This window comes from Xanthomonas hortorum pv. cynarae (genome assembly GCF_002939985.1).
GTDB classification, from domain to species: Bacteria; Pseudomonadota; Gammaproteobacteria; order Xanthomonadales; family Xanthomonadaceae; genus Xanthomonas; species Xanthomonas hortorum_D.
The window spans coordinates 34,738-48,440 of record NZ_MDFM01000004.1; the positions used below are offsets into that span (position 1 = coordinate 34,738).

At 63.1% G+C, this 13,703-nt stretch carries 10 protein-coding genes; 7 read left to right on the top strand and 3 right to left on the bottom strand.

The window, feature by feature from the left end; all coding sequences use genetic code 11:
• Positions 1-116 precede the first annotated feature (116 nt).
• From rpfG to rpfC, 3 genes are read left to right on the top strand one after another with little or no spacing between them, the layout of a single operon-like run.
• Complete coding sequence (gene rpfG / locus XcyCFBP4188_RS03855) at positions 117-1,253, top strand: cyclic di-GMP phosphodiesterase response regulator RpfG (RefSeq protein ID WP_006451240.1); 1,137 nt, start codon at positions 117-119, stop codon at positions 1,251-1,253.
• A 10-nt stretch (positions 1,254-1,263) separates the two neighbouring features.
• A complete protein-coding gene (locus tag XcyCFBP4188_RS03860) occupies positions 1,264-1,881 on the top strand; it encodes an RpfH protein (protein ID WP_074058827.1) in 618 nt (205 codons plus the stop codon).
• Between the two features lie 7 nt (positions 1,882-1,888).
• Positions 1,889-4,063, top strand: coding sequence for a sensor histidine kinase RpfC (gene rpfC, locus XcyCFBP4188_RS03865; protein WP_006451238.1), 2,175 nt, complete (start codon positions 1,889-1,891; stop codon positions 4,061-4,063).
• A gap of 13 nt (positions 4,064-4,076) precedes the next feature.
• Here the strand turns inward: rpfC and rpfF are convergent, their stop codons facing one another.
• Both rpfF and rpfB read right to left on the bottom strand, forming a co-directional pair.
• Complete coding sequence (gene rpfF / locus XcyCFBP4188_RS03870) at positions 4,077-4,946, bottom strand: diffusible signal factor synthase RpfF (protein WP_006451237.1); 870 nt, start codon at positions 4,944-4,946, stop codon at positions 4,077-4,079.
• 178 nt (positions 4,947-5,124) lie between these two features.
• Complete coding sequence (gene rpfB / locus XcyCFBP4188_RS03875) at positions 5,125-6,807, bottom strand: fatty acyl-CoA ligase RpfB (protein ID WP_006451236.1); 1,683 nt, start codon at positions 6,805-6,807, stop codon at positions 5,125-5,127.
• Positions 6,808-6,904: 97 nt separating this feature from the next.
• Between rpfB and XcyCFBP4188_RS03880 the strand changes: the two genes are divergently transcribed.
• Positions 6,905-7,354: a nuclear transport factor 2 family protein gene (locus tag XcyCFBP4188_RS03880; RefSeq protein ID WP_006451235.1), complete on the top strand. Its 450-nt coding sequence runs from the start codon at positions 6,905-6,907 to the stop codon at positions 7,352-7,354.
• 75 nt (positions 7,355-7,429) lie between these two features.
• On the opposite strand, the gene acnA is transcribed toward XcyCFBP4188_RS03880, so the two are convergent.
• On the bottom strand, positions 7,430-10,198 hold the full coding sequence (gene acnA, locus XcyCFBP4188_RS03885; protein ID WP_006451234.1) for an aconitate hydratase AcnA: 2,769 nt from the start codon (positions 10,196-10,198) through the stop codon (positions 7,430-7,432).
• A gap of 151 nt (positions 10,199-10,349) precedes the next feature.
• Between acnA and XcyCFBP4188_RS03890 the strand changes: the two genes are divergently transcribed.
• From XcyCFBP4188_RS03890 to acnB, 3 genes are all read left to right on the top strand, one after another.
• On the top strand, positions 10,350-10,598 hold the full coding sequence (locus XcyCFBP4188_RS03890; RefSeq protein ID WP_002806474.1) for an AbrB/MazE/SpoVT family DNA-binding domain-containing protein: 249 nt from the start codon (positions 10,350-10,352) through the stop codon (positions 10,596-10,598).
• Positions 10,595-11,005, top strand: coding sequence for a type II toxin-antitoxin system VapC family toxin (locus XcyCFBP4188_RS03895; RefSeq protein WP_006451233.1), 411 nt, complete (start codon positions 10,595-10,597; stop codon positions 11,003-11,005). Before XcyCFBP4188_RS03890 ends, XcyCFBP4188_RS03895 begins: the two co-directional genes overlap by 4 nt.
• Positions 11,006-11,080: 75 nt before the next feature.
• Positions 11,081-13,672 (top strand): bifunctional aconitate hydratase 2/2-methylisocitrate dehydratase, encoded by a 2,592-nt coding sequence (acnB, locus tag XcyCFBP4188_RS03900; RefSeq protein ID WP_006451232.1) that lies wholly within the window; start codon positions 11,081-11,083, stop codon positions 13,670-13,672.
• The last annotated feature ends 31 nt before the right edge of the window (positions 13,673-13,703 follow it).

The window sequence follows — 13,703 nt, forward strand, 5'->3', positions numbered from 1 at the left end:
GACGGCACAGATACTGCATATGCTTGAGCGGAGCCCCGAATGGCGTATCGTCGGGGGAGTCGGCAGTACCGTCGGCGTTATCGCTTTCCCGTTCTCGAGACAGAGGAGCAACGGCTATGCAGGATGTTTTAGGGAATCCGGTCGGTGTATCGTCGACGGATACATGGGGAAGCTGGTCGGAAAAGGCGGATCTGGGATTGAACATCGTTATTGTCGATGACCAGATGTCTGCGCGGACGATGCTGCGTCACGTCATCGAAGACATCGCACCGGAGTTGAAGGTCTATGACTTCGGTGACCCGCTCGACGCGCTCGCCTGGTGCGAAGCCGGACGCGTGGATCTGCTGCTGCTCGACTATCGCATGCCGGGCATGGATGGCCTGGAGTTCGCCCGCCGGCTACGGCGGCTGCCGAGCCATCGCGATATTCCGATCATCCTGATCACCATCGTCGGTGACGAACCGATTCGTCAGGCCGCACTGGAAGCCGGCGTGATCGACTTCCTGGTCAAGCCGATCCGCCCGCGCGAACTGCGCGCGCGCTGCGCCAATTTGCTGCAGCTGCGTCAGCAGAGCGAAAGCGTCAAGCAACGCGCGCTGTCGCTGGAACAGCGCCTGCTGGCCAGCATGAACGAGGTCGAAGAGCGCGAACGCGAAACCTTGTCGCGGCTGGCGCGCGCCATCGAGTACCGCGATTCGGGGACCAGCGCGTTCCTGGAGCGCATGTCGCACGTGGCCGGCCTGATCGCCGAGCAACTCGGCCTGTCGGAAGAAGAGGTGCGCATCATCGAGATGGCCGCACCGCTGCACGACATGGGCAAGATCGCCATTCCCGATTCGGTGCTGCTCAAGCCGGGCAAGCTCACCGACGACGAGATGAGCATCATGAAGCGGCATCCGCGCATCGGCTACGAGCTGCTCAGCGGCAGCCAGAACCGTTTCATCCAGGTCGGCGCCCTGATCGCACTGCGTCACCACGAACGTTACGACGGCACCGGCTACCCGGACGGACTGGTGGGCGAGGCGATTCCGCTGGAAGCGCGCATTGTGGCGGTGGCCGACGTCTTCGACGCGCTGCTGTCGCCGCGCCCGTACAAGGAGGCCTGGACCATGGACGCTGCGCTTGCGTATCTGTACGCCCAACGCGGCCGCCTGTTCGACCCGCGCTGCGTGGATGCACTGCTACGCGGCCGCGCGCAGCTGGATCAGATCTGCGGGGAGTTCTCGACCGCATCGGCACGACCCGGGGTGTGAAGTGAAGGCGGTGCTTGGCCAGCTGCGCGCTCGACTCGCCCGGCGTGCCGACAGCGAGCATGGTCAGGCGCTGGTGCGCATCGTGTTGATTCTGCTGATCCTGGTCTATGCGCTGACCTTCGCTCAGCAGTGGCAGGTCTCCAGGCACCAGCTGCAGCAGCTGTTCTGCCTGATCGCAATCGGTCAGGGGATGGCGCTGGTGCTCTTTGGCTGGATTGTTGCAAACCCACAGCGCTCGCATCTGCGTCGCACGCTAGGGATGCTGTCCGATTACGGCTTGATCGGGCTGGCGATGACCTGGCTGGGGGCGCCAATGGCATTCTTGTATGTCGTGTTGCTTTGGATAACGATCGGCAATGGGCTGCGGTTCGGTAGCGAGGCCCTGCACAACGCGGTGGCCATGGCCACGCTCAGCTTCGGCGCAACGCTGGCCAACAGTAGCTATTGGCAGGGTCGGCTTGGCTTGGCGATCGCGCTGCTGGGTGCGTTGATCGTCATTCCTATGTCATTGTTGCGTACGCTGCGCGAGCACGACCAGGCGATCATTGAGCCACCGCCCGCTGCCGGTATCGACGCTGCGACGCAGCACGGAAGGATCCCAACCCCATCGACGCCACCGCGCGTCTGAGGCGTCTATGAAGTTTCCACTGCCATGGTTGAAGCAACGTCTGTCAGGACGGGCGGACACGGAGCACGCGCAAAATCTGGTCCGTATCATCATCACCACCCTGTTTATTTCTTACCTGGGCTGGCGCTACCAACATACGCATGGCGACACGCTGGTTGCCACTTGGTTGATCCTGGTGGGCGAGCTGGTTGTGTCGCTTGGCCTGATGGTGGCGATCCTGCTGCGACCGCAGGTGTCCCACACGCGTCGCCTGATCGGCATGCTGCTGGATTACACCTGCACCGGTGCGATCATGGCGATCCAGGGCGAGCCTGCCTCACCGTTATACGCAGTGTGCATGTGGGTGACCATCGGCAACGGTCTGCGCTACGGCAGCAACTATCTGCGCGCCGCTACGGCGATGGGCAGCCTGTGCTTCCTCAGCGCCATCCTGATTTCACCCTATTGGAAAGCCAATCCATACCTGAGCTGGGGCTTGTTGCTGGGCCTGATCGCCGTGCCGCTGTACTTCGATTCGCTGTTGCGTGCGATGACACGGGCGGTGCGCGAGGCGCGTCATGCCAATCAGGCCAAGAGCCGTTTTCTGGCCAATATGAGTCACGAATTCCGCACGCCGCTCAATGGGCTGTCGGGCATGACCGAAGTGCTGGCAACCACGCGCCTGGATGCTGAGCAGAAGGAGTGCGTCAACACCATCCAGGCGTCGGCACGCAGCCTGCTGTCGCTGGTCGAAGAAGTGTTGGACATTTCAGCGATCGAGGCCGGCAAGATTCGCATCGACCAGCGCGATTTTTCGCTGCGTGAGCTACTCGGCGCGATTGGACTGATCTTGCAGCCGCAGGCCAGGGCGCGAGGCTTGCACTACAGCACCCAGGTTGCTGCCGACGTTCCCGATTTGCTTAAGGGTGACACTGGCCATCTTCGGCAGGTACTGCTCAACATCGTGGGCAATGCCGTCAAATTCACCGAGCAAGGCCATGTGCTGCTGCGGATCACGCGAGTGTCGGCCGGCAGCGCACTGCGACTGCGGTTCGATGTGGAAGACACCGGCATCGGGGTGCCGCTGGATATGCGGTCGAGGCTGTTCGACGCGTTCGAGCAGGCCGACGTTGGCCTGTCGCGGCGTTATGAGGGGACCGGGCTTGGCACCACCATCGCCAAGGGATTGGTGGAGGCAATGGGCGGCAGCATCGGGTTCAAGGAGAACCAGCCCAGCGGTAGCGTGTTCTGGTTCGAACTGCCGATGGCGATCGGCGCACCTGTGCAGGCGGCACCCGCACAGGTGTCTGGCGGCGCACTCGTGGGAACGCAAGACGAACTGGAAGCCTCCAACGTCATCGCGTTCTCCAATCCATTTCTGCGTCATCGCGCGCGCGTGCGCAGCATGCGCATGCTGGTGGCCGACGACCACGAAGCAAACCGCATGGTGTTGCAGCGGTTGCTGGAAAAGGCCGGGCACAAGGTGAGGTGCGTCAACGGCGCCGAGCAGGTACTGGACGCAATGGCTGAAGAAGATTTCGATGCGGTCATCGTCGATCTGCACATGCCGGGCATGAGTGGTCTGGACATGCTCAAGCAATTACGGGTAATGCAGGCCAGCGGAATGCGTTACACCCCGGTTGTGGTACTGAGTGCCGATGTCACGCCCGACGCGATTCGTACATGCGAACAAGCCGGCGCGCGTGCGTTCTTGGCCAAGCCGGTTGTTGCAGCGAAGTTGCTGGATACCTTGGCCGATCTGGCTGTCAGTACGCGGCCCTTGGTCACGCCGACAACAAGTGTGCAGATCCCGGACATGTTCGATGGTGTGCTCGATGCCAGTGTGCTGGACGAGCTGGCTGCACTGGGTATGGGAGATGAGTTCGAACACCAGTTCGTGCGTCAGTGCCTGGAAGACGCGCAGAACTGCGTCGGTGCGATCGAGCGTGATGGAACCCGTTCGGATTGGGAGCAGTTGCGTGAGAGCGCGCATGCATTGCGTGGCGTTGCCAGCAACCTGGGTCTGGCGCAGGTTGCCGGTAGCGGGGGCGAATTGATGCGCATGGCCGACTGGCAATTACAGGCAGAGTGGCGGCAGCGGCTGTCTGCGTTGCGCGGCCAATTGCAGGCCGGAAAGGACGCACTCGACGCACGCGTGAAGCGCGCCAAGGACGAAGAGTGCTCCCCCCGTAATAGCGAATAGCGCGGCCGGCGCATCAGCCGGCATCGAGTCCCGAGCGGCGCGACTGCGCTCGTACCAGCCGGTCCATCGTGCGCAGCGATTTTTCGCCCAACTGCATCGCTGTATTTACCCAGATCTCGGTGATGCGCATCATCTCTTCCAGCGGTACGGCGGTGGTCATTTCGCGTACCTGCTGCATCGCTGCCCATGCGTGCGGCGTACGCTTGCTCTCACGGATCACCTGTTCCACTGCAGCCACACCCTGGCCGCGTGGGACCACGCGATCAATCAGCCCCAGGGCGAGCAGTTCTTCAGCCGAGTACAGATTGCCATTGAGCATGATCCGCTGCGCCAATTGCGGGCTGACGCGCTGGCACATAAAAGAGTAGGCACCCATGCCCGGGAACAGATCGAACAGGACTTCGGGCAGCCCCATCATCACGCCTTCCTCGGCAATGATGGTATGGCAGCCCAATGCCGCCTCGAAACCGCCGCCCAGCGCATTGCCCTGGACCAGAGCGATGCTGTGCGCACGTGCGCCGAGGCCAACGTGAAACGCGTGCACCCCGCGTACGCAGCGCTGCGCGTAGTCGAGCAAGCGGGCGCGATCGCCTTCGCGAATCAACTGGCAGAACAGCGCCAGATCACCGCCAAGGTTGAAAACGTCGCTGTCCGATGCCAACACCACGTGTGGGGACGTCGCACCGGCATGGAGAAGGCGCTGGCTGAGGTCGACCTGGTAGCCGGTAATGTCGTCGACCAGGCGCGAAGAGAAGCAGGCGCGACCTGGATTTATGTCCAGATTGGCATGCATGTGAATCCAGTAGACGTCGCGTTGCAGTTCTTCGATGACGCGTAGGGTGGAACCGATCGTGGTGCGAACAAAAGGTTGAACTGCAGACATGGTGGTTCTCCGTGAAGACCGTCCGGCCGGCCGCCTTACGGACGGAGAGTGAGAGGAACGAGGAGCGTGCGCCGACCGCTGATTCTATGCGTGCAAAAGCAAACGCCCGCAAGGCCTTGCGGCATTGCGGGCGCGAGATGATGGCTGAACGGCCTCTATCCTGCGATGGCAGGTAGGATTACTCCTTCGGCGCATCCCGCAATTCGCGACGCAGAATCTTGCCGACGTTGGTTTTCGGCAATTCCTTGCGGAATTCGATCACGCGCGGCTGCTTGTAGCCGGTCAGGTTGGCGCGGCAATGCGCCTTCACGGCGTCGGCAGTCAGGGCAGGGTCCTTCTTGACGATGACAGCCTTGACGATCTCGCCGGACTTCTCGTCCGGCACGCCCACGGCGGCCACTTCCAGCACGCCGGGCATCTCGGCGATCACGTCTTCGATCTCGTTCGGATACACGTTGAAGCCGGAGACCAGAATCATGTCCTTCTTGCGATCGACGATGTAGACGAAGCCCTGTTCGTCCATGCGGGCGATATCGCCGGTGTGCAGCCAGCCCTCGGCATCCATGACCTTGGCGGTTTCTTCGGGTTTCTTCCAATAGCCTTTCATCACCTGCGGGCCCTTGATGCACAGCTCGCCGATTTCGCCCTGCGGCAGCACCGCGCCGGCGTCGTCCTTGATGCAGGCATCGGTGGACGGAATCGGCAGGCCGATCGAGCCGTTGTAGTCCTTCAGATCCATCGGGTTGATGCAGGCGGCCGGCGAGGTCTCGGTCAGGCCGTAGGCCTCGACCAGGGTCAGGCCGGTGACCTTCTTCCAGCGTTCGGCGACCGAGCGTTGCACCGCCATGCCGCCGCCGAGGGACATCTTGAGCGAGGAGAAATCGACCTGATCGAAACCCGGCGTATTGAGCAGCCCGTTGAACAGCGTGTTGACCCCAGTGAAGGCAGTGAAGCGGGTCTTCTTCAATTCCTTGACGAAGCCGGGCATGTCGCGCGGGTTGCTGATCAGGTGATTGCAGCCGCCGATCTTCATGAAGACCAGCCCGTTCGCCGTCAGCGCGAAGATGTGATAGAGCGGCAGTGCGGTGATCACCACCTCATGGCCTTCTTCCAGCTTGCCGGTGCTGGCAAGCCACTGGTGGGCCTGCTGCATGTTGGCGACCAGGTTGCGGTGGGTCAGCATCGCGCCCTTGGCCACGCCGGTGGTGCCACCGGTGTATTGCAGGAAGGCGATGTCGTCGGACTCGATCTGCAGCGTCGGAACTTTGTGCTTGCGGCCCAGCGCGAGCGCGTCGCGGAAACGGATCGCGCCCTTGAGGCGATACTCCGGCACCAGCTTCTTGACGTACTTGACGACGAAGTTGACCACCGCCGCTTTCGGGAAGCCGAGCATGTCGCCCAGGCCGGTGGTGATCACCTGCTTGACCGGGGTATCGGCGATGACCTGCTGCACGGTGGTACCGAAGTTGTCGATGACCACCAGTACGCTGGCGCCGGAGTCGATCAGCTGATGCTTCAGCTCGCGCGGGGTGTACAGCGGATTGACATTGACCACGGTCAGACCGGCACGCAGGATGCCGAACGTGGCGACCGGGTACTGCAGGCAGTTGGGCATCATCAGGGCGACGCGGTCGCCTTTCTTCAACTGCAGTTCGCCAAGCAGATAGGCGGCGAATTGTTCGACCAGCTGATCGGCTTCGCGATAGGTGATGGTCTTGCCGAAGCTGTGATACGCGGGGCGATCGGCGAAGCGCGCGACCGACGTGGCGAACACTTCCGCAACGGTGCGGAACTGCTCAAGATCGATCTCGGCGGCGACGCCGGCCGGATAACTCTGTAACCAAGGACGTGCCTGATTCATCTGCCCCCCTCCAGGGTGTTCGGTGCGTGACGCGGCGTGTTCCACGGCACGACTGCAAGTGGCAGCATACAGTCATGCATGTAAAAGGCGAAGTGTGATGCAGGGCAGCATTCAACTGCGATGGCGATATTGGCTCGCCGTACTGTGCATGCTTGCGCTGATCGGTTGCGCGCGGCCTGCGCCGGAACAACGGTTGCGTGCGACGCTGGAGCAACTGCATCAGGCGATCGAAGCACGCGAGATCGGCGATGCGATGGCGCCGGTGGCCGAGGATTTTATCGGCGAACAAGGACTGGACGCAGCCGGTCTGCGGCGATTGATGCAACTGCAGATGCTGGGCAATCAACAGATCGGCGTGACCCTGGGGCCGGTGGATGTGCAACTGCGCGGTGACACCGCAAGCGTGCGTTTCACTGCGTTGCTGACCGGTGGCAGCGGGCGCTGGCTACCCGAGCAGGCGCAGACGTATCAGGTGACCACCGGCTGGCGATTGCAGGGCGGCGACTGGCAGCTGTATCACGCGCAGTGGGAGCCGACCGGGCGTTGAGCGCTTGCCTGAAACGACACTCCCGCCAAGCGGCGGGAGTGTCGTTGAACGTGTAAAGCGCAATGCGCTGTGCGATCAGGCCGCTTTGCGTGCAGCCAATTGGCGTAGCACGTACTGCAACAAACCACCGTGCTTGAAGTACTCCACTTCCTTGGGCGTGAGCAGCAGCACCTTGACCTGGAACTGCTTGACGCTGCCGTCGGACTTCTTGGCATCGACGGTGGCGCGACGGCTGGCACCATCTTGCAGGCCGGTGATGTCCAAGACCTCGGAGCCATCCAGACCCAGCGTCTGCGCGTTTTCGTTCTCGAGGAACTGCAGCGGCAGCACGCCCATGCCGACCAGGTTGGAGCGATGGATGCGCTCGAAGCTCTCGGCGATCACGGCCTTGACGCCGAGCAGGTTGGTGCCCTTGGCCGCCCAGTCGCGCGACGAGCCGGTGCCGTATTCCTTGCCGGCCAGCACCACCAGCGGCACGCCATCGGCCTTGTACTTCACTGCCGCATCGTAGATCGCCAGCTTTTCCGGCTGGCCACCGTCGGCGGGGTAATACAGCGTGTTGCCGCCTTCTTCACCGCCGAACATCAGGTTCTTGATGCGGATGTTGGCGAAGGTGCCGCGCACCATCACGTCATCGTTGCCGCGACGGCTGCCGTAGCTGTTGAAGTCGGCCGGCTGCACGCCGCGCTCCTGCAGGAAGCGACCCGCTGGCGAATCCTTCTTGATGTTGCCGGCCGGAGAGATGTGATCGGTGGTGATCGAGTCGCCGAACAGGCCCATGATGCGCGCACCGTGCACGTCTTCGACGTGGCCGACCTGCATGGTCATGCCGTCGAAGTAGGGTGGGTTCTTGATGTAGGTCGAGGCCGCGTCCCATTCGTACAGCGCGCCATCCGGCGAGGCAATGGTGTTCCAGCGGCTGTCGCCCTTGAACACGTCGGCGTAGTTCTGCTTGAACATCTCCGGGCCGACGGTGGCGGCGATGGTGTCGCCGATTTCCTTGTTGCTCGGCCAGATGTCGCGCAGATAGACCGGCTGCCCGTCGCTACCGGTACCCAGCGGGTCGGTGGTGAGGTCGATGTCGGTGGTGCCGGCGATCGCGTACGCCACCACCAGCGGCGGCGAGGCGAGGTAATTCATCTTCACTTCGGGATGCACGCGGCCTTCGAAGTTGCGGTTGCCCGACAACACCGAGGACACCACCAGGTCGTCCTTGGCGATCGCCGCCGACACGTCGTCCGGCAGCGGGCCGGAGTTGCCGATGCAGGTGGTGCAGCCATAGCCGACCACGTAGAAGCCCAGCGTTTCCAGATCGGCCAGCACACCGGCCTTGCTCAGATAATCGGTGACCACGCGCGAGCCTGGCCCGAGTGAGGTCTTCACCCACGGCTGTGCCTTCAGGCCCTTGGCTGCCGCGTTACGCGCCAGCAAGCCGGCGCCGAGCATCACTGCCGGGTTGGAGGTGTTGGTGCAGGACGTGATCGCCGCGATCACCACCGAGCCATCGCGCAGCTGCCAGCCGGCGCCGCTGTCGTTGGAGGCTTCGGCTTGCGAGGCCTTGGCGCCGACCGCAGTGCCGCCGCCGCCTTCGTTCTTCAGGCGGTCTTCCTGTTTGATATCGGTCAGGCGCTTGCTGCGCGCATCGACGAACGGCTTGAGGCTCTCACGGAAGTTGGTCTGCATGTCTTCCAGCAGCACCCGATCCTGCGGCCGCTTGGGGCCGGCCAGCGATGGCTTGACCTCACCCATGTCCAGCTCCAGCGTGGCGCTGTACTGCGCCTGCGGGGTGTTCACGTCGTGCCACAAACCCTGCGCCTTTGCGTAGGCCTCGACCAGCGCAATCTGTTCCTCGCTGCGGCCGGACAGGCGCAGATAGGTCAGCGATTCTTCATCGACCGGGAAGATGCCGCAGGTGGCGCCGTATTCCGGTGCCATGTTGCCGATGGTGGCGCGGTCGGCCAGCGGCAGATGCTGCAAGCCTTCGCCATAGAACTCGACGAACTTGCCGACCACGCCGGCCTTGCGCAGCATCTGGGTGACGGTGAGCACCAGGTCGGTGGCGGTGGCGCCTTCGGGCATCTTGCCGCTGAGCTTGAAGCCGACCACCTGCGGAATCAGCATGGAGGACGGCTGCCCAAGCATTGCCGCCTCGGCCTCGATACCGCCCACGCCCCAGCCCAGTACGCCGATGCCGTTGATCATGGTGGTGTGGCTGTCGGTGCCGAACACGGTGTCCGGATACGCAATCTGGGTGCCGTCCTTGTCCGCGCTCATCACCACGCGCGCCAGGTTTTCCAGGTTCACCTGATGGACGATGCCGGTGTTGGGCGGCACCACCTTGAAGTTTTCGAACGCCTTCTGGCCCCAACGCAGGAAGCCGTAGCGTTCCTGATTGCGCTGGAATTCGATCTTGCCGTTGAGGTCGAGCGCATCGGCCGAGCCGAACACATCCACCTGCACGGAATGGTCGATGACCAGTTCGGAGGGAATCTGCGGGTTGATCTGGTCGGCATTGCCGCCGAGCTTGACCACGGCATCACGCATCGCGGCCAGGTCGACCACGCACGGCACGCCGGTGAAGTCCTGCAGCACCACGCGGGCCGGCATGAAGGCGATCTCGATATCGGGCTCGGCCTTGGGGTCCCATTTGGCGACCGCCTCGATGTGGTCCTTGCCGACGGTGACACCGCCGTCTTCATGCCGGAGCAGGTTCTCCAGCAGGATCTTCATGGAATAGGGCAGGTGGCCGATATCGAAGCGCTCGCCCAGCTTTGGCAGGCTGTAGTACTCGTAGCGCTTGCCGTGGACCTCAAGCGAGGTGCGGGTGGAAAAGGAATCGCTCATGCATCACTCCTATGGCAGCAGGCTGTAGGTTTGTTCTGAACAGTGTGACTAATTCAGTGTGTACGTTCGGTTGCAAGACTCGGTATGTGGCCTTGAGTACGACAAGTCAAGTATGTAGAATCGCTGCATACTTTATGCCGGGGCCACCTTCATGGAAGCCACAGTTGCCGAACGCGGGCAGATCACGCTGCCTAAAGCCGTACGCGATGCCCTGGGCCTGACCAAGGGCACCACGCTCAAGATCGAGCTCGACGGCGGCCGCATCATCCTGCGCAAGGACGTCAGCGAGGCGCTGCGCAAGGTGCGCGGCAAGTTCAAGCTGGTCGACGGCCTGACCAACACCGACGAAGCCATGCGCGCCATCCGTGGCCGCGCGCCCGGGGATCCGTTCGACCCATGATCGCCCTGGATTCTTCGGTACTGCTGGACATCCTGATCGGCGATGCGGTCTACGGCGAGGTGTCGGAGATCTGCATCGGCGATGCGCTGGCGCGCGACGAGGTGGTGGTCTGCGATGCGGTGGTGGCCGAGGTGCTGGCCATGCTCGATACCCAGGTCGACCTGATGGAAACGCTGGCCTCGATCGGCGTGCGCTACGAAGCCACCCAGGAAGCGGCGGCGGTACGCGCCGGCCATATGAACAAACGCTTCCGCGCGCGTGGCGGCAAGCGCGAGCGGGTGGTGGCCGATTTTCTGATCGGCGCTCACGCGATGCTCCAGTGCGATGGGCTGATCACCCGCGACGAGGGCTTTTTCCGCGACTACTTCAAGGGTTTGAAGATTGTTGTTCCCAAACCCGCAAGCTGATCCGCACGCATCCACGTTTCGCGTTTACACATTCACGTTTTACACATTCACACGTTGTCTTTTCGGAGAATCCGCATGTTGGAAGCCTATCGCCACCACGTTGCAGAGCGCGCCGCGCTCGGTATCCCGCCGCTGCCGCTGACCGCGCAGCAGACCGCCGAGGTCATCGAGCTGCTCAAGGCCCCGCCTGCGGGTGAAGCGGAGTTCCTGGTCGAGCTGCTCAGCCAGCGCGTGCCGGCCGGCGTCGACGACGCTGCCAAGGTCAAGGCCTCGTACCTGGCCGCGCTGGCGTTCGGTACCGAGACCACCGCGCTGATCAACCCCACGCGTGCCACCGAGCTGCTCGGCACCATGCTGGGCGGCTACAACATCCAGCCGTTGATCGATCTGCTCGACAACGCCGAGCTGGGCGCCACCGCTGCCGAAGCGCTCAAGCACACCTTGCTGGTGTTCGATGCCTTCCACGACGTGCAGGAAAAGGCCGAGGCCGGTAATGCGCACGCCAAGGCCGTGCTGCAGAGCTGGGCTGAGGCCGAGTGGTTCACCAGCAAGCCGGAAGTGCCGCAGAGCCTGACCGTCACCGTGTTCAAGGTGCCGGGCGAAACCAACACCGACGACCTGTCGCCGGCCCCGGATGCGACCACGCGCCCGGACATCCCGTTGCATGCGTTGGCAATGCTCAAGAACGCACGCGACGGCGCGGCCTTCGTGCCGGAAGAAGACGGCAAGCGCGGCCCGATCCAGGCCATTGCCGACCTCAAGGACAAGGGCCATCTGGTCGCCTATGTGGGCGATGTGGTCGGTACCGGTTCCTCGCGCAAGTCGGCGACCAACTCGGTGCTGTGGTGGACCGGCGAGGACATTCCGTTCATTCCGAACAAGCGCTTCGGTGGCGTGTGCCTGGGCGCGAAGATCGCGCCGATCTTCTACAACACGATGGAAGATGCGGGTGCATTGCCGATCGAGCTGGACGTGTCGCAGATGGAGCATGGCGATGTGGTCGAGCTGCGTCCGTACGACGGCAAGGCGCTGAAGAACGGCCAGGTGATCGCCGAGTTCGCGATGAAGTCGGACGTGCTGTTCGATGAAGTGCGCGCCGGTGGCCGCATTCCGCTGATCGTGGGCCGCGGCCTGACCGCCAAGGCGCGCGAATTCCTGGGCCTGCCGGCGTCTGATCTGTTCCGTCTGCCGATGGTGCCGCCGGATACCGGCAAGGGCTTCTCGCTGGCGCAGAAGATGGTCGGCCGCGCCTGTGGCTTGCCGGAAGGCGAGGGCATGCGCCCGGGCACCTATTGCGAACCGAAGATGACCTCGGTGGGCTCGCAGGACACCACCGGCCCGATGACCCGCGACGAGCTGAAGGACCTGGCCTGCCTGGGCTTCTCGGCCGACCTGGTGATGCAGTCGTTCTGCCACACCGCCGCTTATCCGAAGCCGGTGGACGTCAAGACCCACCACACCTTGCCGGAGTTCATCTCCACCCGTGGCGGCGTGTCGCTGCGTCCGGGCGATGGCGTGATCCACAGCTGGCTCAATCGCATGCTGCTGCCCGACACCGTGGGCACCGGCGGCGACTCGCACACCCGTTTCCCGATCGGTATTTCGTTCCCGGCCGGTTCCGGTCTGGTGGCCTTTGCCGCCGCCACCGGCGTGATGCCGCTGGACATGCCCGAGAGCGTGCTGGTGCGCTTCAAGGGTGAGATGCAGCCGGGCGTGACCTTGCGTGACCTGGTCAACGTGATCCCGCTGTATGCGATCAAGGACGGTCTGCTGACCGTGGCCAAGCAGGGCAAGAAGAACATCTTCTCCGGCCGCATCCTGGAGATCGAAGGCTTGCCGAATCTGAAAGTGGAACAGGCGTTCGAGCTGTCCGACGCCTCGGCCGAACGTTCGGCGGCCGGTTGCACCGTGCACCTGGACAAGGCGCCGATCATCGAATACCTGACCAGCAACATCACCCTGCTGCGCTGGATGATTGCCGAAGGCTACGCGGATGCGCGCACGCTGGGCCGCCGCATCAAGAAGATGGAAGAGTGGCTGGCCGATCCGCAACTGCTGCAGCCCGATGCCGACGCCGAATACGCAGCCGTCATCGAGATCGATCTGGCCGACATCCATGAGCCGATCGTGGCCTGCCCGAATGACCCGGACGACGTCAAGACGCTGTCCGAAGTTGCAGGTGCGGCGATCGACGAGGTGTTCATCGGTTCGTGCATGACCAACATCGGTCACTTCCGTGCCGCCGCCAAGTTGCTGGAAGGCAAGCGCGATATCCCCACACGTTTGTGGGTTGCGCCGCCGACCAAGATGGACGCCTCCGAGCTGACCAAGGAAGGCCATTACGGCACCTTCGGCGCAGCCGGCGCGCGCATGGAAATGCCGGGCTGCTCGCTGTGCATGGGCAACCAGGCGCAGGCACGCGAGGGCGCCACGGTGTTCTCCACCTCCACGCGTAACTTCCCGAATCGCCTTGGTCGCAACACCAACGTGTACCTGGGTTCGGCAGAGTTGGCGGCGATCTGTTCGCGTCTGGGCCGCATCCCGACCAAGGATGAGTACATGGCCGATGTGGGCGTGATCAAGACCAGTGGCGACCAGATCTACCGCTACATGAACTTCGATCAGATCCAGGAATATCAGGATGTCGCGGATACCGTCGCTGCCTGATTCAGATAGTTGATCAGGTGTTCGAAAACGC